Below are 16172 nucleotides of genomic sequence, written 5' to 3'. Positions count from 1 at the left end.
ACCGCCACCGTGCCCGTCCAGGACGACGCCACCGCCGGCTCCCGGATCGGCGCGACGCTGCGCCTGCACACCGTGGCCTGGCCGCTGCTGATCGCCTGGCCGGTCGGCATCCTCGCAGGCTCGTTCCTGATCAGCTACGTGATCTTCTCCCTGGTGCAGTCGGACCAGGACGACAACTTCACGGGCAGCGTGTTCGCCGTCTACGGCTTCGTCCTGGCCTTCTACCTGCAGGCGATGACGCAGACGTTCCCGTTCGCACTCGGCCTCAGCGTCACCCGCCGTGAGTTCTTCACCGCCACCGCGCTGATGGCCCTGGCGCAGTCCGTCGTCTTCGCCCTCGCGCTCTACCTCCTGTCGGTGGTCGAGGCGGCCACCGACGGATGGGGCGTGCGGATGCGGATGTTCGGCCTTTCCCACTACTTCACCGACAGCCCCGCCCTGCAGTTCCTCGCCCTGTTCGCCAACCTGCTGCTGGTCGCCGCGATCGCGTTGGCCGCCGGCGCCGTCTACCAGCGCTGGAAGGTCACCGGGGTGCTCACTGCCGGCGTCACCGTCCTCGGCGGCCTCTCGCTGGCGGCCGTCCTGGTGACCTGGGCGCGGGCGTGGCCGAGCATCGGCGCCTGGTTCCAGGAGGTGAACCGGGCGGTGCCGATGGTGGTGCTGCCGCTGGCGCTGGCCGTGCTGGCGATCGGGGTGTCCTGGGCCGCGCTGCGCCGGGCGACGCCGTGACCGACTACTCCCGGTCTCCGGACCGAGCCACCGCCGGGACCGTCGCCGACGAGTTCCTGCCCGCCGCGACCGCGCTGACCGCGCTGACCGCGACTGACCCTGGACTGGCGGCGGCCACCCGGCGACGGCACCCGTCGGCGATCCTGCGGGCCGTCGCCGTCGGCGCCTCGGCGGCCGAAAGGTCCTCGGCCGTGCGGCTTCTCGCGGACCCGACCCTGCGGGACCGGCGTTTCTACGCGACACCCGCGCAGTGGGCCGCGCACTTCGGCCACCCGCTCGGTGAGCTGGCCGAGGCTACTGACCCACCGCCAGGAAGTGCTCCAGGACCGGAAGACCCTGAGGCGCACCGCCCTTGATCAACGCCAGCACCGCGTCCACGTCCAGGTGCCGCTCCACCAGATCGGCCAGCAGGTCCAGCTGGGCGGCGCGCTCGGCGGCGACGGAGGTGTCCGGCGCGACGGTGAACGCGCGGCCGGTCTGCCCGGCGACCCAGGTCAGCAGCGCGCGACGGTATCCGTCGGACTCGAGCAGCCCGTGCCAGTGGGTGCCCAGCACCGCGCCGCGGACGCTGCCCTCAGCGACGCCGTCGGCCCCGCGCAGCAACGGCGCGTCGCCGGTGCGGACCACCCGGCCGTGGTGGATCTCGTAGCCGGACACCGCGACTGCCGCGCCCGGGACGCCGGGCTCGGAGGTCCCCGTCGCCTGCCGCAGCACCTTCTCGGCCGCGAACTCGACGTCCAGGTCGAGCAGGCCGAGCCCGTCGACGGCCCCGGACCCGGACTCGACGTCGTCGACGATGGTGCGGCCCAGCATCTGGTAGCCGCCGCAGATCCCGAGGATCGGCCGGCCGGCCGCGGCCCGGGCGGTGAGGGCGTCCGCGATCCCGCTCGACCGCAGCCACGCCAGGTCCGTGACGGTGGACTTGCTGCCGGGCAGCACCACCAGGTCCGCGTCCTGCAACCGGGACGGCTCGGTCACCCAGTGCACGGACACCCCGGGCTCGCAGGCCAGCGCCTCGACGTCGGTGGCGTTGGACACCCGTGGCAGCCGCACCGCGGCCACCCGCAGCCACGCCTGCCCGACGGGCGGGCCGGGCCGGCCGACGGGCGCGTCGGCCACCGTGGACAGCGAGTCCTCGGCGTCGATCCACAGGCCCTCGGCGAACGGCACCACGCCGAGCGTGGGCCGGCCGGTCATCACCCGGAGCTGTTCGAGCCCGGGTTCGAGCAGCCCCACGTCGCCGCGGAACTTGTTGACCACGAACCCGGCGATCAGCGCCTGGTCGGCCGCGTCCAGCACCGCCACGGTGCCGAACAGGTGGGCCAGTACCCCGCCGCGGTCGATGTCCCCGACCACGATCACCGGCAGCTGCGCGGCCTGCGCCAGCCCCATGTTCGCCAGATCCGTTGCCCGCAGGTTGATCTCGGCGGGCGAGCCGGCGCCCTCACAGATCACCACGTCGTACTGCTCGCGCAGCGCGGCCAGTTCCTCGGCGACCACCTTGCGCAGCCACTGCCGGTGCTCGACGTAGTCCCGGGCGCCGACGGTGGTGACCGCGCGGCCCCGCACCACCAGCTGCGAGGTGCGGTCGCTGCCGGGCTTGAGCAGCACCGGGTTGAAGCGGACGCTGGGCGCGAGCCCGCAGGCCTGCGCCTGCAGGGCCTGGGCGCGGCCGATCTCGCCGCCGTCGAGGGTGACGACGGAGTTGTTCGACATGTTCTGCGCCTTGAACGGCGCCACCGAGACGCCGCGCCGGGCCAGCATCCGGCACAGCCCGGCGACCAGCACGCTCTTGCCGGCGTCGGAGGTGGTCCCGGCTACGAGCAGTGCGCCCTTCACGGGAGGGTGAGAATTTCCGTACCCGTCTCGGTCACCACGATGGTGTGCTCGAACTGCGCGGTCCACTTGCGGTCGGCGGTGACCACGGTCCAGTCGTCGGCCCACATCTCGTAGTCGGGGGTGCCGAGGTTGATCATCGGCTCGATGGTGAAGACCATGCCGGGCTCGATGACCGTGTCCACGTTCGGCTGGTCGTAGTGCAGGATCACCAGTCCGTTGTGGAACGTCTCACCGATGCCGTGGCCGGTGAAGTCGCGCACCACGCCGTAGCCGAAGCGATTCGCGTAGGCCTCGATCACCCGGCCGATCACGTTCAGTTCGCGGCCCGGCCGGACCGCCTTGATGGCCCGCATGGTGGCCTCACGGGTGCGCTCGACGAGCAGCCGGTGCTCCTCGGAGACGTCGCCCGCCAGGAAGGTGGCGTTGGTGTCGCCGTGCACGCCGTCGATGTAGGCGGTGACGTCGATGTTGACGATGTCACCGTCCTCGATCACCGTGGAGTCCGGGATGCCGTGGCAGATGACCTCGTTGAGCGAGGTGCAGCACGACTTGGGAAAACCCTTGTAGCCCAACGTGGACGGGTAGGCACCGTGGTCGCACATGTACTCGTGCGCGATCCGGTCCAGCTCGTCGGTGGTGACGCCGGGCGCCACCGCCTTGCCCGCCTCCGCGAGGGCCTGCGCGGCGATCCGGCCCGCCACTCGCATCTTCTCGATCGTCTCGGGGGTCTGCACCCACGGCTCGTTGCCCTCGTTGACGGTCGGCTTCCACGCGTACTCCGGCCGCTCGATCTTGGCGGGGACGGCGAGGGTCGGCGAGACGTTTCCGGGGCGGAGCTGGGTGCGCACAGACATGGGTGCAAGGCTACGCGCCGCGCGAGCGCCCGAACGGGCGAGCCCGGCGAACCTCCACGAGGGATGTCCGCCGGGCCCGGGTGGTTCGGCTGCAGGTCAGCTCCGCGCGGACACCAGCTCGTCCTCGGACCCGACGGTCGGCACCTCCGGCGCCCGTCGACCCGTCGGGATGCACGCGGCGACGACGGCGGCGACGAGCGCGACGCCGCAGCCCAGCAGCAGTCCGGTCCGGAAGCCGTTCTCGGTGGGCAGCGTGTACTCGCCGACCTGGACGCTCATCTGGGCGAGGACGAGGCCGACGACGGCGGCGGCGATCGACGTGCCGATGGACCGGCTGAGCGTGTTGAAGGCGTTGGCCGCGGCGGTCTCCGAGTGCGGGACCGCGCTCATGATCAGGGCCGGCATCGCACCGTAGGCGAAGCCGGTGCCGGCGCCGCAGATGGCGGCGACGATCATCAGGCCCCAGGCCGTGCCCATCAGCAGCATCGACGAGGCGTAGCCGACCGCGATGATCAGGGCACCGACGATCAGGGTGACCTTAGGCCCGCGCGCCGAGGAGAGCTTGGCGCCGACCGGGGAGAGCGCCATCATCACCAGGCCGCCCGGCACCATCCACAGGCCCATCGCCAGCATCGACTGTCCCAGACCGAATCCGGTGGCCTCGGGCAGCTGCAACAGCTGCGGCAGGATCAGCGACTGCGCGTACATCGCGAAGCCGACGACAACGCCGGCGACGTTGGTCAGCAACACCTGCGGCCGCGCGGTGGTCCGGAGATCGACCAGCGGATCGCTGGTGCGCAGCTCCCACCAGCCCCAGGCCAGCAGGACGGCGATCGCGACGACAAAGAGGCCGACGATGGTTCCGCTGCTCCAGCCCCAGACCGCGCCCTTGGACACGCCGAGGAGCAGGCACACGAGGCCGACGCCGAGGCCGACCGCGCCGATGGGGTCGAACCTGCCGGCGTCGGGGTCGACCGGGGTGGCGGGCACGACCTTCCAGATCAGTCCGGCGATCACCACGCTGAGGACGGCGGCGCCCCAGAACAGCACCCGCCAGCTGGTGTTCTGCGTGACGGCCGCGGCGATCGGCAGGCCGAGCGCGCCGCCGATGCCCATCGACGCACTCATCAGGGCGATCGACGTGTTCAGCTTCTCCCTGGGCACCAGGTCACGCAGGGCGCTGATGCCGATCGGGATCAGGCCCATGCCCATGCCCTGCAGGGCGCGGCCGGCGATCATCGGCACCACGGACGTCGCGAGCGCACACATCACCGAACCCACGATCAGCGGCACCGTGCAGACGAGCAGCATGCGCCGCTTGCCGTAGAGGTCGCCGAGCCGGCCGGTGATCGGGACGCACACCGCGCCGGCGACCAGCGTCGCGGTGATCACCCAGGAGGCGTTCGATGCGGTGGTGTCGAGCAGGAGCGGGAGGTCGGCGATCAGCGGGACGACCAGCGTCTGCATCAGCGCGGCGACGATGCCGGTGAACGCCAGCACACCGACGAGGCCCTTCGGGTTGGCGGTTGGACTCGGACCTGACACGGGCGATCTCCTCGACTTCACGGGTGGCACCGATGTGCTCGATACACAGAGTGTGCACAATACACATCTATTGCATGATGCAAACTGTCCGCACCATGCAATAGGCATGTATCGTGCAATACGGACAAACCGCGCAGCGCGCCCCGGGCCGGGGCGACGGAAGGACCCGCATGGACAAGCCCACGGACCGGATCGAGTTCGAGACCATGCTGCTCGGGCGGCACCTCACCCGCCCCCGCCGCGGTGAGGGCCACCTGGACGCCAGCGCCTACGCCCTGCTCAGCCGCCTCTGCATCGACGGCCCGATGTCCGTAGGCGAACTCAGCGAGGCCTTCGGCCTGGACACCTCGACCATCAGCCGCCAGAGCACCGCCATGCTCAATTCCGGCCTGGTCGAACGCATCCCGGACCCCGACGGCGGGATGGCCCGCAAGTTCCGGATCACCGCCGAGGGCCGCCAACGCCTCGACGCCGAGCGGGCCGGCAACGTCGACGGGCTCGACCGGGTGATGGCCGACTGGGAACCCGACGACGTCGCCGCCTTCGCCGCGATGCTCGAACGGTTCAACCTCGACATAGAGCGCCGTGCGGGCCGCCCGTGGCCGCGAATGCGCGAATCCTGAACACCCAGCGGACATCTCGCCGGGACCGGGATCGGGTGAAAACCGACACATGCCCCCGGCGGGAGGCCTGGAAACGACTTTGTCCCAGCTCGGCATCTCGCCCCAGTCGACGCAGCAGCGCCCGCGCACGTCGGCGGTGGGGGCGCTTCGCGCCGGTGCACACTTTTGGTACCTCGAGCCACCAAAAGTGCCCACCGGCGGCGGAGCTGCCTACTCGCGCAACGTCGCGACGAACGCCACCCGGTCGCCCCGATACAGGGACCGGACCCGCTCGATCGGCACGCCCTCGGCGTCCAGGGACGTCCTGTGCAGCAACAACACCGGCATGGACGTGGCCGAGTCCAGCAGCGCGGCCTCGCGTGGCGACGCCAGCACCGTCTCGATCCGCTCGGTCGCCGAGGTGAACACCACCCCGGTCGCACGGATCGCCGCGTACCGCGACCCCGAGGGGTCGAATGTCTCGGCCAACTCCCCGAACCGCCGGGCCGGCAGGTACGTGCTCTCCAGCCCGATCTTGTTGCCGTCCGCCAGCAGCACCCGCTCCAGGTGGACGACCTCGGACCCGACCGGCAGGTCCAACTCCGCCGCCAGCTCCTCGTCCGCCCGGACCCGCCCGAGCGAGACCAGCTCGCGGCCGGGCACCCGCCCCTGACTGAGTGCCCCCTCTGTGTAGGAGCGCAACGAGAGCGGTTGCACGAGTTTGGGACTGGCGACGACGGTGCCGCGGCCCCGACGCTCGACCCGGCCCTCGACGAGGAGTTCGTGCAGGGCCTGCCGGACGGTCTCCCGGGACACCCCGCAGCGGACCGCGAGCTCCCGCTCCGCCGGGACGGCGTCGCCCTCCTCGAGCCCGACCAGCAGCGCCTCGAGTTCGGCGCGCACCAGGGAGGCCTTGGGCAGGTTCACAGCGGTCTCCGCGCCGGCCCGGGGCGGGTGCTCACCCGGATCACCCTGCCGCTGCTGCGGCCCGCGCTCGGCGCCGCCGCCGGCCTGGCCATCGCTCTGTCGATGGGCGAACTCGGCGCCACCGTCATGGTGTATCCGGCCACGTGGAAGACCCTGCCGGTCACCATCTTCGGGCTCACCGACCGCGGGCAGGTGTTCCAGGCCGCCGCCGACACCACGCTGCTGCTGGCCGTCACCCTGGTGGCACTGCTGGTGGTCGGGCGGATCCGCCGCCGGTAGGCGCTGGTGAACAATGGCGGCCATGCGGATCGGAATCCTGGCCTACGACGGCTGTTTCGCGGCCGAGATCTTCGTCTTCTCCGACATGCTCCGCATCGCCAACCGCGTGGCCCGGCAGCGCGGTGTCGCCGCCGCGGACCTGTTCGAGGTGTCGGTGATCGGGGCGTCGGACTCCCCAGTGACCGCCGCCGGCGGGTTCCCCATCGGGGTGCGACGGTGGCACCACGGGTTCGACCTGCTCGTGGTGCCCGGATTCGAGTTCGTCCCCGCCGAGGACACCGACGCCCGACTCGCCGGATGGGAACGCGAGGTCGACTTCCTCCGTGCGGCCGCGGCGCGTCGTACCCGGATCGCGTCGGTGTGCGTCGGCGCCTTCCTGCTCGGTCAGGCCGGGGCGCTCGACGGGCGCCGGTCGACCACCTCGTGGCTGTACGCCTCGCAGCTGGGCCGGCGCCATCCGCTCACGACGGTGTGCGTGGAGTCGCTGATCGTGCACGACGGGCACATCACCACGACGGCGGCGTTCAGTGCCTCGCTCGATCTCGCGACCGCCCTCGTCCGCGAACACCTGGGCGAGGACGTCGCGAGCACCACCGCCCGGGTAACGCTGGTGTCCGAGAACCGGACCAGCCAGGCGCCGTACATCGTCGAGGCCATGGTGCCGGCGGCCGGCGGGCCGTTCGCCGACGAGGTCGGGCGGTGGCTGGTCGAGCACCTGAGGGAGCCGTACAACCTGTCGCGGTTGGCGGGCGAGTTCCACGTCAGCAGCCGGACGCTGCTGCGCCGGTTCGGCGCCGAGGCCGGCCGGTCGCCGTTGGCCTTCCTGCTGGAGGCCCGGGTCCGGGCCGCCAAGCACCTGCTCGCCGCGACCGACGTGCCGCTGGGCGACATCCCCCGACGGATCGGCTACCAGGACCCGGGCGCTCTGCGCCGGCTGTTCGTCGAGCGGGTGGGCGTCAGCGCAGCCGAGTACCGCCGGCAGTTCCGCCGGCCTCGGCCGCCACGGTAGGGATGGCGAGATCGGCCGCAAATGTGGCGACCGCGCCCCTCGCCGACCGGGCCTCACGGCAGACAGGATCATCGTGCTCGCACCGAGCAGACCGATTCGACAACCAGGGGGCGCCGCCGATGCCGACCCGTCAGATGACCGAGGACGATCCGCTCGAGGACTTCGAGGCCCGCACCGTCACCCTGGACAGCGTCGCCAAGGTCGTCCGGGTGAGCGGCAGGGGCCCGGCGGTGATCGTGCTGCCGGAGATGCCCGGCATCAGCCCGCAGGTCGCGCGCTTCGCCCGCTGGGTGCGCGAGGCAGGCTTCACCGTCTACCTGCCTTCGCTGTTCGGGCGGGACGGCGCGGTCCCCCTCGTCGAGGAGGGCACCGCCGTCATGCAGCGGGCCTGTGTCAGCGCCGAGTTCCGCGCCTTCGGGGCCAACCGGACGAGCCCCGTCACCCGGTGGCTGCGAGCGCTGGCGCGGCTGGCACACGAGGAGTGCGGTGGCCCCGGCGTCGGCGCGATCGGCATGTGCTTCACCGGGAACTTCGCGCTGACCATGGTGCTCGAGGAGTCGGTACTCGCGCCGGTCGTGTGCCAGCCGTCCCTGCCGCTCGACGACCCCGCCGGGCTCGAGATCGCGCCCAACGACCTGCGGGCCGTCGCCGACCGCCTCGACCGGGACGACCTGACGGTCCTGGCCTACCGCTTCGCCGGCGACAAGTGGTGCCGGGCCCAGCGATTCGCCGCATACACCGAGGCTCTCGGCGACCGGTTCGTCGGAAGGGTGCTGCCGGACAGCGCCGCCAACCCCACCCCCGCACCGTTCTTCGCGGAGGTGGTCGCCAGCCCGCACAGTGTGGTCACGGCGTACCTGGTCGACGGCGCCGGCGAGCCGACCCTCGCCGCCCGCGACGAGATCCTGGCGTTCTTCACCGAACGGCTCGCGCGATGACGGGCGGCGCGAGCTACGTCCTGATCGTCCACGAGGTCGCCGACTACGCCGGCTGGAAGCGGGTGTTCGACGACGCGGCGCCGATGCGCAGGGCGGCCGGGGAAATCGAGTACCGGCTGCTGCGGCAGGAACACGACGCCAACCAGGTCGTCCACTTCTCACGGTGGACGACGCTGGCGGCGGCGAGATGCTTCTTCGAATCCCCCGAACTCGTCCGAATCCGCGCCGAGGCCGGCGTCCGGACGCCGACGTTCCACTACCTGGAGAACCTGGAGGACGGAATCCTCTGAGGCGCGCCGCGCCGTGCGCCTTTCTGGTCGCCGGAACGACCGGAAAGGCGCACGGGCGGCGGAGCCGCCTACCCCTTGCGGAGGAGGTAGCGCTGCACCTTGCCGCTGGGGGTCTTCGGCAGCGCCGGCACGAAGTGCACGGTCCGCGGGTAGGCGTGCGCGGCGAACTTCTTCTTCACCAGCGTCTGCAGCTCCGACTCGAGCGCGTCGGTGCCTGCGACCCCGTCCCGCAGCACCACGAACGCCTCGAGCACCTCGCCGCGCAGTTCGTCGGGCATACCGACGACGGCCGACTCGACCACGTCCCCGTGCATCGCCAGCACGGACTCCACGTCGAAGGGTCCGATGCGGTAGCCGGCCATGATGATCACGTCGTCGTCGCGGGAGGAGAAGAAGAAGCGCCCGTCCTGGTCGGTGCTGCCGGCGTCGCCGGTGAGGTACCAGCGGCCGTCCTCGCTGAACCGCTCCGCGGTCTTCTCCGGGGCGTCGACGTAGCCGGAGAACCACATCATCGGGCTGGCGGCGGTGTCGATGGCGACCCGGCCGGCGGTGCCCGCGGTCGCCACCTCGTCCGCGTCCTCGCGCAGCACCGTACAGGACCAGCCCGGCAGCGGGCGGCCCATCGACCCGGCCGGCACGTCCTCGCGCAGCCCGTCCGCCCAGGCGTTGACGATGAACATGCCGTGCTCGGTCTGGCCGTAGTGGTCGCGGACCTCGCAGCCGAGGGCGGTCCGCGACCACGCCACCACGTCCGGGGTCAGCGGCTCGCCCGCCGACGACGCCCGGCGCAGGGTCATCTCGGGCACCGGCCCGGTGTCCGCCCGCAGGCTCCGGTACACGGTGGGCGCGGCGGCGAAGTTGGTGACGCCGAACTTCTCGATCACCTGCCAGGTGAGCTGCGCGGAGAAGCCGGAGTGCAGCAGCAGGCTGCGGCGGCCGGCGGCCAGCGGACCGAGCAGGGCGTAGTACAGCCCGTACGCCCAGCCCGGGTCGGCGGCGTTCCAGAACACGTCGTCCTCGCGGACGTCGAGCCCGAACTCCATGTAGCCGTGGAACGACGCGAGCGCGCGCACCGGCACCGGCACGCCCTTCGGGGTGCCGGTGGTGCCGCTGGTGAACAGCTGCACGATCGGCGCGTCGCCGCCGCTCGCGACCGCCGCGCCCGCCGGGTCGTCCGCGGCGTGGGCGTCGAGCAGGTCCTGGAAGCGGAGCTGGTCGTCGGACTGGGGGTCGCCGGCCGCGACGATCACCCGCCAGGGCGCGTCGGCCGGGATGTCCTCGCCGGGCGCCAGCTTGGCCAGCTGGTCCCGGTCCGAGAGGACCACCTTGGCGCCGCTGGCCCCGAGCCGGAACGCGATGGCCGGCGCGGCGAACGCGGTGAACAGCGGCACGTGCACGGCGCCGCGACGCCAGATGCCGAGCAGCGCGACGACCAGTTCCGCCGACTTGCCCATCAGCGTGGCCACGCAGTCGCCGGGCTCGACGCCGAGGTCGGCGAGAGCGGCGGCGAACCGGGTGGACTCGGCACGCAGCTCGCCGTACGTCAGGTCCCGCGACGAGAGGTCGCCCTCGATCACCGTGAACGCGACGTCGGCCGCGGGATGCCGGTCGCACAACAGCTCTGCCGCGCAGGCCTCCGGGGTGTCGTACCGCTCCAACAGCTCGCGCACCCGCTCAGTGGCGTCGACGCCCATGTCCAACTCCTTCTCCCAGTGGTCCGGCTCGGACCGAACTCTCGTCAGGACCTATGATCTAGCTCACATGACACTTCCACCACCCCCGGAAAGGGGTAGCCGAATGGACTCCCGCACGCCGTCGCTCCTGCGCCCCCGAGACGGCGACGCGCTGCGCGCTGAGCTCCGGCAGACCGCCGCGCTGACGGCCGTCCCGGTCCTGTTCGGCGGCGAGGTGCACGACGGGTCGCTGCACCTCACCGAGTTCCTAGGCACCCGGACCAACGGCCTCAAGGGCCTGGTGGTCCCGCCCGCATCCGGACTCGGCGGCCGCGTCGTGCACCTGCGCCGGCCGTCCGCGGTGCCCGACTACGGCAGCGACCGGACGATCACCCACCACTACGACGGCCCGGTGCTCGGCGAGGGCCTGCGCTCGGTGGTCGCGGTGCCGGTGATGGTCGACGGCGCCTCGCGTGCGGTGCTCTACGCCGCGGTCCGCGAGTCCACCGCGATCGGCGACCGCACCGCGGAGGCGCTGATCCAGGCCGGCCGCCGGCTCGCCGCCGAGATCACCGTCCGCGACGAGGTGGACCGCCGGCTGCGCATGCTCGGCGTGCAGGACGCCGACGCGCCCGCCGTCGACGGCGCCGTCGCCCAGGGCCTCCGCGACGCCCACGCCGACCTGCGCGGCATCGCCCAGTCGGTGCCGGAGGGCCCGCTGCGCAACCGGTTGCGGGCGGTGGCCGAGAAGCTGGCCGCGCTCGCGGGCGAGCGCGACCGCGAGGCCCCGGACGCGGTCACCCTCTCGCCCCGCGAACTGGACGTGCTCGCCCACATCGCACTCGGCTGCACCAACAACGAGGTGGCCCACCGGCTCTCGCTGCGCCCGGAGACGGTCAAGAGCTACCTGCGCGGCGCGATGGGCAAGCTGGACGCGCACTCGCGGCACGAGGCCGTGGTGACCGCGCGGCGACTGGGACTGCTGCCGTAATTCGGTGCCACCGACCCGGTGGCCCACACCGAGAGGAGCCGGACGTGACCACTCCGCGACCCACCGAGGACGCCGGCACGCACGAACCCACCCTCCGACGCGTGATGGGTCCGTGGCTGCTGTTGCTGTTCATCGTCGGCGACATCCTCGGCACCGGCATCTACGCCCTCACCGGCCAGGTCGCCAATGACGTGGGCGGCGTGGTGTGGCTGCCGTTCCTGGTGGCCTTCCTGGTCGCCCTGATCACCGCGTTCAGCTACCTCGAACTGGTGACGAAGTACCCGCAGGCGGCGGGGGCCGCGCTGTACACCCACAAGGCCTTCGGCATCCAGTTCTTCACCTTCATGGTGACGTTCGCCGTGATGTGTTCGGGCATCACCTCGGCGTCGACGGCGTCGCGGGCGTTCGCCTCCAACTTCGCCGAGGCCTTCGACTGGGACGTGCGCACCGGCGCCGGCATCACGATCATCGGCATCGTCTTCATGCTCGCGGTCGCGGCGGTGAACTTCCGCGGGGTCAGCGAGTCGGTGAAGCTCAACGTGGTGCTCACCTGCGTCGAGCTGTCGGGCCTGCTGATCGTGATCTTCATCGGCATGTGGGCACTCGGCGTCGGCGAGGGCGACTTCTCCCGCGCCGCCACCTTCGACACCGGGGACCGGTCGGCGCTCGGCGGGGTGATCGCCGCGACCACGCTGGCCTTCTACGCCATGGTCGGATTCGAGGACTCGGTCAACATGGCCGAGGAGTGCAAGGACCCGACCCGGATCTTCCCCAAGGTGCTGCTGATCGGCCTCGTCTCGACCGGCCTGATCTACGTCCTGGTGTCCGTGACCGCGGTCGCGTTGGTGCCGATCAACGAACTCGGCGAGGGCGACACCCCGCTGCTGAAGGTGGTCGAGGCGGGGGCGCCGGGATTCCCGCTGGGGGTCTTCGCGTTCATCACGATGTTCGCGGTCGCCAACTCCGCGCTGATCAACATGCTGATGGCCAGCCGCCTGCTCTACGGCATGGCCCGCCAGCATGTGCTGCCCTACGCACTCGGCCGCGTTCACCCGTCGCGACGCACCCCGTACGTCGCGATCGGCTTCACGACGGTGCTGGCACTCGGGCTCATCACCGTGGTCGGCGAGGTGCCCCAACTCGGCGGCACCACCGCGCTGCTGCTGCTCTGCGTGTTCACCGTGGTCAACGTCGCGGTGCTGGTGCTCCGTCGGGACGTGGTCGAACACAAGCACTTCCGTGCGCCCACGGTGCTGCCGATCATCGGCGCGGTCAGCTGCGCGTTCCTGGCCACCCCGCTCACCGATCGCGACCCGGTGCAGTACAAGATCGCCGGTGTGCTGCTCGCCATCGGCGTGGTGCTGTGGTTCGTGACGGTGGCCGTCAACAAGCGCCTCGGGGTGAAGGCGGAACTGCACCCGGAGTTCCTCGGCGAGGAGGGCGTCCCGCCCGGTCCGATGAACTGAGCCCGGCAACCTCGGCACCGCGGCAATTCTGGAACACGTTCTAGCATTCCTGGCATACTCCGTGGAACCGACATCACCGACCACGGGGAGAGCCATGACCGCGACCACCGACACCCTGCTGGCGCTGGCCCACGCCTCTCCCGCCGCAGTCGCCGCACACGACAAGCAGGCCTGGCTCGACCTCTTCGCGTACCGCCACGTGGTCGAGGACCCGGTCGGCGGGCGGCCCGTGCACGGCGGGCTCAACGACCGCCGCAGCGGCGAGCGCGGCAACGCACCCCTGGCCCGGTTCTGGGAAACCTTCATCGCCCCCAACGACATCCGCTTCCACGTCGAGCGCGAGGACATCGTCGACGGGCTGAACGTGGTCCGCGACGTGACCATCGAGACCCGGCTGTCCGGCGACGTCACGGCGAAAGCCCCGATGCACCTGCTGTATGAGGCCACCGTCGACGACGGCGCGCCGCGGATCCGCCGGATCGCCGCGCACTGGGAGGTCGGACCGATGTTCGCACAGGTGGCCGGGGTGTCGCCGGCGAAGCTCCGGGTCGGCGCCGGGATGGGCGCGCGGATGCTCCGACTGCAGGGCCTCGGCGGCTCGCTCGCGTTCGGCRCCGCCGTCCGCAGCGTCGGCGCTCCCGGCAAGCGCGCGGTGCAGCGGTTCGTCGAGTCCGCGGCGAGCGGCAACGGCGAGGCGTTGCGGATGCTCGGCGGCCGCACCGTCACCGACCTGACGAAGACCATCGCCGCCGGCGACACGGTCACCGCGTCGTGCACCGTCGACGGTCGCCACGCCGTGCTGTTCGCCTACCTGAACCGAAAGGACCTGCGCGTCATCGACGCCCGTGTGTACGTCGGCGGGTAGCACCCCCGGCGCGTCCGCCCTGCACGTCGGGCGCGGCTGCGTCAGACTCGCGACGTGAGCAGCGACGAGTCCCTTCTCGACACCATCCCCGGCCGGCTGTTCATCGAGACCCTCGCATGGTTCTGGTCCACCGGCGCCGATGAATCCGTCTCGGAGTACGTGCGCGGACTGTCCGCCGATGACCTGCTCTCGCATGCCACGAGGGCGGTCGGGAGTTACCTCTACTCGAACGACCCGGTCGCGGCCGCCCGACTCGACGCGAGTTCATGTCGGCGCCTGGACCTCGACGTCGCGGCACGCTGGGCGCTCGACGGGTGGCAGCCCTTCGGCTCACCGCAGGTGCACCAGGGTTCGGTCACCGAGGTGCGCGCGCCGGTCGTCGCGAATCGCAGCGGATTCGGATCGCTGCCCCAAGGCGCCTTCTGGACCGCGACACCACTCGGTCCCAGGGCCGACTCGTGGGGCGAGTGCGGCGAGAACCTCTCCCGAGGCGCGCCGCGGTGTGAGGTCCACTTCGACGTCGCCGACACCACCGTCGCCATCATTCGGACGGCCGCGGACTGGGTCCGGCTGATCGCGCCGGACGCGGTCGATGTCGACGGAACGCTGCACCCGAACTGGCCGGCGATCGCCCGGCGGTACGACGCGGTACACCTGACGGTGTCGGGCCTGCTGCTGGCGCACCCTCGCCTCAGCCAGACCCCGTTCGCCTCCGACGACGGGTCCGGCTACGCCCACAGCGTGTCGGGCCCGTATGTCGGCGTCGGAAACTGGTCCACCGTCAGCACCGCCTGGATGCACCGGCCGCCGGGGGTTCGGTTGAAACCCCGCTAGTCGGTCAACGGCCGCGCCGGCGCCTGTGCGCACTTCTGGCCCCGACAGGGGCCAAAAGCGCGCACTGACCAAGGCCGTTCACCAGGCAAAACATCATTGTCATCGAATACATGTACGAGTACTGTCTGATGTATGGAACTCGACGCCATGCTCACCGACCCCGCCCGGGTCGAGGCATGGCGACTCGACGAAACCGAACTCGCGAGCACTGTCCCAGAGCTGTCGGAGAAGATCCTCGAACTCGAAGCACTGCGCGTCCGACTGGTCCACGAGGCCGACCAACGCTGCCTGCCCAACCATCTCGGTGCCGCGGACACCGCGTCCTGGCTTTCCGACGCCACCCGAATGACCGCCGGACAGGCCGGCAGGATCGTCCGACTCGGCCGTGAACTGCCGTTGCGCCCGCGGATGGCTGAGGCGTTGGACGGCGGGCGGATCGAACTCGGGCACGTACAGGTGATCGTCGACTTCCTCGCCCGCCTCGACACACTCACCGCCAACCGGATTGCCGAGTCGGTGGAGGCGGTCGAGACGGACTGGGACCACCCCGACCCCGAAACCGGTCGACCCGACGACTGCCAGGCCTACCTCCTCATCGCGGCCCAACTCGAGAACGTCACCGTCCTGCGCCGACGAGCCCGCGCGTTGGAGTTGCTCCTGCAACTCGACGGCACCGTCCCACCCGACGGAGAAAACCCCGAACTCAACGAATTCCACGCCTCAGCGACCCTCGGCGGACGAGTGCTCGTGAAGGGCACCTTCGACGCCGAGACCGGCGAGGCTCTTCACACCGCATTGTCGGGCCTGTCGAAGCCGCACCCGACGACCGACGACGACGGCAACTCGATCCAAGACCCCCGCTCCGCCGCGAGAAGACGGGCTGACGCGTTAGAGCAGATCATCCGCGGCCACCTCGACGCAGCCCGCGGACCGATCGAAGGCGGCGAACGACCGCACGTCACCGTCACCATCGACGTCGACGCCCTCAAGGACGCAGTCGCCGCGACCGCGCCGACCCCCGCGACCGGAGCCTGGACGAAGAACGGCTGGGCCTACCACTCCGACAACGCAACCGGACCCAACAACGAGACTGAAGGCTGCACCAGCCCCGCCGGTTTCAGGCCGCCGCGGCACTACCGCCGACGCCGTCACGCCACCATGCCCTGGGCAGGACCCGTCTCCGCTGCCGTCGCCGCCCGCCTGTCCTGCGACGCGAAGGTCACCGCGGTCTTCGTCGACAAGGAAGGCAACCCACTCGACGTCGGCCATACCACCCGCATGATCTCCCCGCGACTGCGGAAAGCATTGGTGGCGCGGGACTGCGGCTGCGC

The 16172-nt window shown here is 71.3% G+C and carries 16 protein-coding genes and 1 pseudogene; 12 read left to right on the top strand and 5 right to left on the bottom strand.

Annotation, left to right across the window (positions count from 1 at the left end; all coding sequences use genetic code 11):
* Nucleotides 1-9 precede the first annotated feature (9 nt).
* Together AC1DU4_RS20890 and AC1DU4_RS20885 are read left to right on the top strand one after the other, a co-directional pair.
* Entirely contained in the window at nt 10-729 is a 720-nt protein-coding gene (locus tag AC1DU4_RS20890; RefSeq protein WP_477843090.1) for an ABC transporter permease, read from the top strand.
* Nucleotides 726-1085, top strand: coding sequence for a hypothetical protein (locus tag AC1DU4_RS20885; protein ID WP_477843070.1), 360 nt, complete (start codon nt 726-728; stop codon nt 1083-1085). Before AC1DU4_RS20890 ends, AC1DU4_RS20885 begins: the two co-directional genes overlap by 4 nt.
* On the opposite strand, the gene AC1DU4_RS20880 is transcribed toward AC1DU4_RS20885, so the two are convergent.
* The 3 genes from AC1DU4_RS20880 to AC1DU4_RS20870 all read right to left on the bottom strand — a co-directional run bounded on the left by AC1DU4_RS20880 (nt 1024) and on the right by AC1DU4_RS20870 (nt 4967).
* The gene (locus tag AC1DU4_RS20880; RefSeq protein ID WP_477843068.1) at nt 1024-2568 is read right to left on the bottom strand and encodes a cobyric acid synthase; all 1545 of its coding nucleotides are present in this window, start codon (nt 2566-2568) and stop codon (nt 1024-1026) included. The genes AC1DU4_RS20885 and AC1DU4_RS20880 overlap by 62 nt on opposite strands.
* Nucleotides 2565-3422: a type I methionyl aminopeptidase gene (gene map, locus AC1DU4_RS20875; RefSeq protein ID WP_477843067.1), complete on the bottom strand. Its 858-nt coding sequence runs from the start codon at nt 3420-3422 to the stop codon at nt 2565-2567. Before map ends, AC1DU4_RS20880 begins: the two co-directional genes overlap by 4 nt.
* A gap of 96 nt (nt 3423-3518) precedes the next feature.
* Nucleotides 3519-4967: an MFS transporter gene (locus tag AC1DU4_RS20870; protein WP_477843065.1), complete on the bottom strand. Its 1449-nt coding sequence runs from the start codon at nt 4965-4967 to the stop codon at nt 3519-3521.
* A 170-nt stretch (nt 4968-5137) separates the two neighbouring features.
* Between AC1DU4_RS20870 and AC1DU4_RS20865 the strand changes: the two genes are divergently transcribed.
* Nucleotides 5138-5590 carry a MarR family winged helix-turn-helix transcriptional regulator gene (locus AC1DU4_RS20865; protein WP_477843063.1) on the top strand — a complete coding sequence of 151 codons (453 nt, stop codon included), beginning with the start codon at nt 5138-5140 and terminating at the stop codon, nt 5588-5590.
* A 210-nt stretch (nt 5591-5800) separates the two neighbouring features.
* On the opposite strand, the gene AC1DU4_RS20860 is transcribed toward AC1DU4_RS20865, so the two are convergent.
* Complete coding sequence (locus AC1DU4_RS20860) at nt 5801-6496, bottom strand: GntR family transcriptional regulator (protein WP_477843061.1); 696 nt, start codon at nt 6494-6496, stop codon at nt 5801-5803.
* A gap of 6 nt (nt 6497-6502) precedes the next feature.
* On the opposite strand from AC1DU4_RS20860, the pseudogene AC1DU4_RS20855 reads away from it, so the two are divergent.
* The 4 genes and pseudogenes from AC1DU4_RS20855 to AC1DU4_RS20840 form a co-directional block, all read left to right on the top strand.
* A pseudogene (locus AC1DU4_RS20855) lies at nt 6503-6775 on the top strand (ABC transporter permease); the annotation flags it as partial.
* 22 nt (nt 6776-6797) lie between these two features.
* Nucleotides 6798-7784 (top strand): GlxA family transcriptional regulator, encoded by a 987-nt coding sequence (locus tag AC1DU4_RS20850; RefSeq protein WP_477843059.1) that lies wholly within the window; start codon nt 6798-6800, stop codon nt 7782-7784.
* Between the two features lie 119 nt (nt 7785-7903).
* Nucleotides 7904-8722, top strand: a complete 819-nt coding sequence (locus AC1DU4_RS20845) for a dienelactone hydrolase family protein (protein WP_477843057.1) — start codon at nt 7904-7906, stop codon at nt 8720-8722.
* Entirely contained in the window at nt 8719-9012 is a 294-nt protein-coding gene (locus AC1DU4_RS20840; protein WP_477843056.1) for an antibiotic biosynthesis monooxygenase, read from the top strand. Before AC1DU4_RS20845 ends, AC1DU4_RS20840 begins: the two co-directional genes overlap by 4 nt.
* A 68-nt stretch (nt 9013-9080) precedes the next feature.
* Here the strand turns inward: AC1DU4_RS20840 and AC1DU4_RS20835 are convergent, their stop codons facing one another.
* Nucleotides 9081-10706, bottom strand: coding sequence for an AMP-binding protein (locus tag AC1DU4_RS20835; protein WP_477843054.1), 1626 nt, complete (start codon nt 10704-10706; stop codon nt 9081-9083).
* Between the two features lie 103 nt (nt 10707-10809).
* Between AC1DU4_RS20835 and AC1DU4_RS20830 the strand changes: the two genes are divergently transcribed.
* The 5 genes from AC1DU4_RS20830 to AC1DU4_RS20810 all read left to right on the top strand — a co-directional run.
* Entirely contained in the window at nt 10810-11676 is an 867-nt protein-coding gene (locus AC1DU4_RS20830) for a helix-turn-helix transcriptional regulator (RefSeq protein WP_477843052.1), read from the top strand.
* Between the two features lie 104 nt (nt 11677-11780).
* A complete protein-coding gene (locus AC1DU4_RS20825) occupies nt 11781-13142 on the top strand; it encodes an APC family permease (protein ID WP_477843088.1) in 1362 nt (453 codons plus the stop codon).
* Between the two features lie 94 nt (nt 13143-13236).
* Nucleotides 13237-14007: a nuclear transport factor 2 family protein gene (locus AC1DU4_RS20820; protein WP_477843050.1), complete on the top strand. Its 771-nt coding sequence runs from the start codon at nt 13237-13239 to the stop codon at nt 14005-14007.
* A gap of 54 nt (nt 14008-14061) precedes the next feature.
* Nucleotides 14062-14841 (top strand): hypothetical protein, encoded by a 780-nt coding sequence (locus AC1DU4_RS20815; RefSeq protein WP_477843048.1) that lies wholly within the window; start codon nt 14062-14064, stop codon nt 14839-14841.
* Nucleotides 14842-14973: 132 nt separating this feature from the next.
* On the top strand, nt 14974-16172 hold a 1199-nt coding region (locus AC1DU4_RS20810), incomplete at its 3' end, for a DUF222 domain-containing protein (protein WP_477843046.1).

The sequence above is a fragment of the Rhodococcus sp. P4_F5 genome (assembly GCF_056401315.1).
The sequence above is the reverse complement of the archived record's forward strand: the minus strand, read 5'-3'. Positions and strand labels throughout refer to the sequence as shown.

Excerpts from the sequence above, each read along its gene's own strand:
- map (WP_477843067.1), bottom strand. The coding sequence starts at position 3,422 with ATGTCTGTGCGCACCCAGCTCCGCCCCGGAAACGTCTCGCCGACCCTC.
- AC1DU4_RS20865 (WP_477843063.1), top strand. The coding sequence starts at position 5,138 with ATGGACAAGCCCACGGACCGGATCGAGTTCGAGACCATGCTGCTCGGG.
- AC1DU4_RS20850 (WP_477843059.1), top strand. The coding sequence starts at position 6,798 with ATGCGGATCGGAATCCTGGCCTACGACGGCTGTTTCGCGGCCGAGATC.
- AC1DU4_RS20845 (WP_477843057.1), top strand. The coding sequence starts at position 7,904 with ATGCCGACCCGTCAGATGACCGAGGACGATCCGCTCGAGGACTTCGAG.
- AC1DU4_RS20840 (WP_477843056.1), top strand. The coding sequence starts at position 8,719 with ATGACGGGCGGCGCGAGCTACGTCCTGATCGTCCACGAGGTCGCCGAC.
- AC1DU4_RS20835 (WP_477843054.1), bottom strand. The coding sequence starts at position 10,706 with ATGGGCGTCGACGCCACTGAGCGGGTGCGCGAGCTGTTGGAGCGGTAC.
- AC1DU4_RS20830 (WP_477843052.1), top strand. The coding sequence starts at position 10,810 with ATGGACTCCCGCACGCCGTCGCTCCTGCGCCCCCGAGACGGCGACGCG.
- AC1DU4_RS20825 (WP_477843088.1), top strand. The coding sequence starts at position 11,781 with ATGGGTCCGTGGCTGCTGTTGCTGTTCATCGTCGGCGACATCCTCGGC.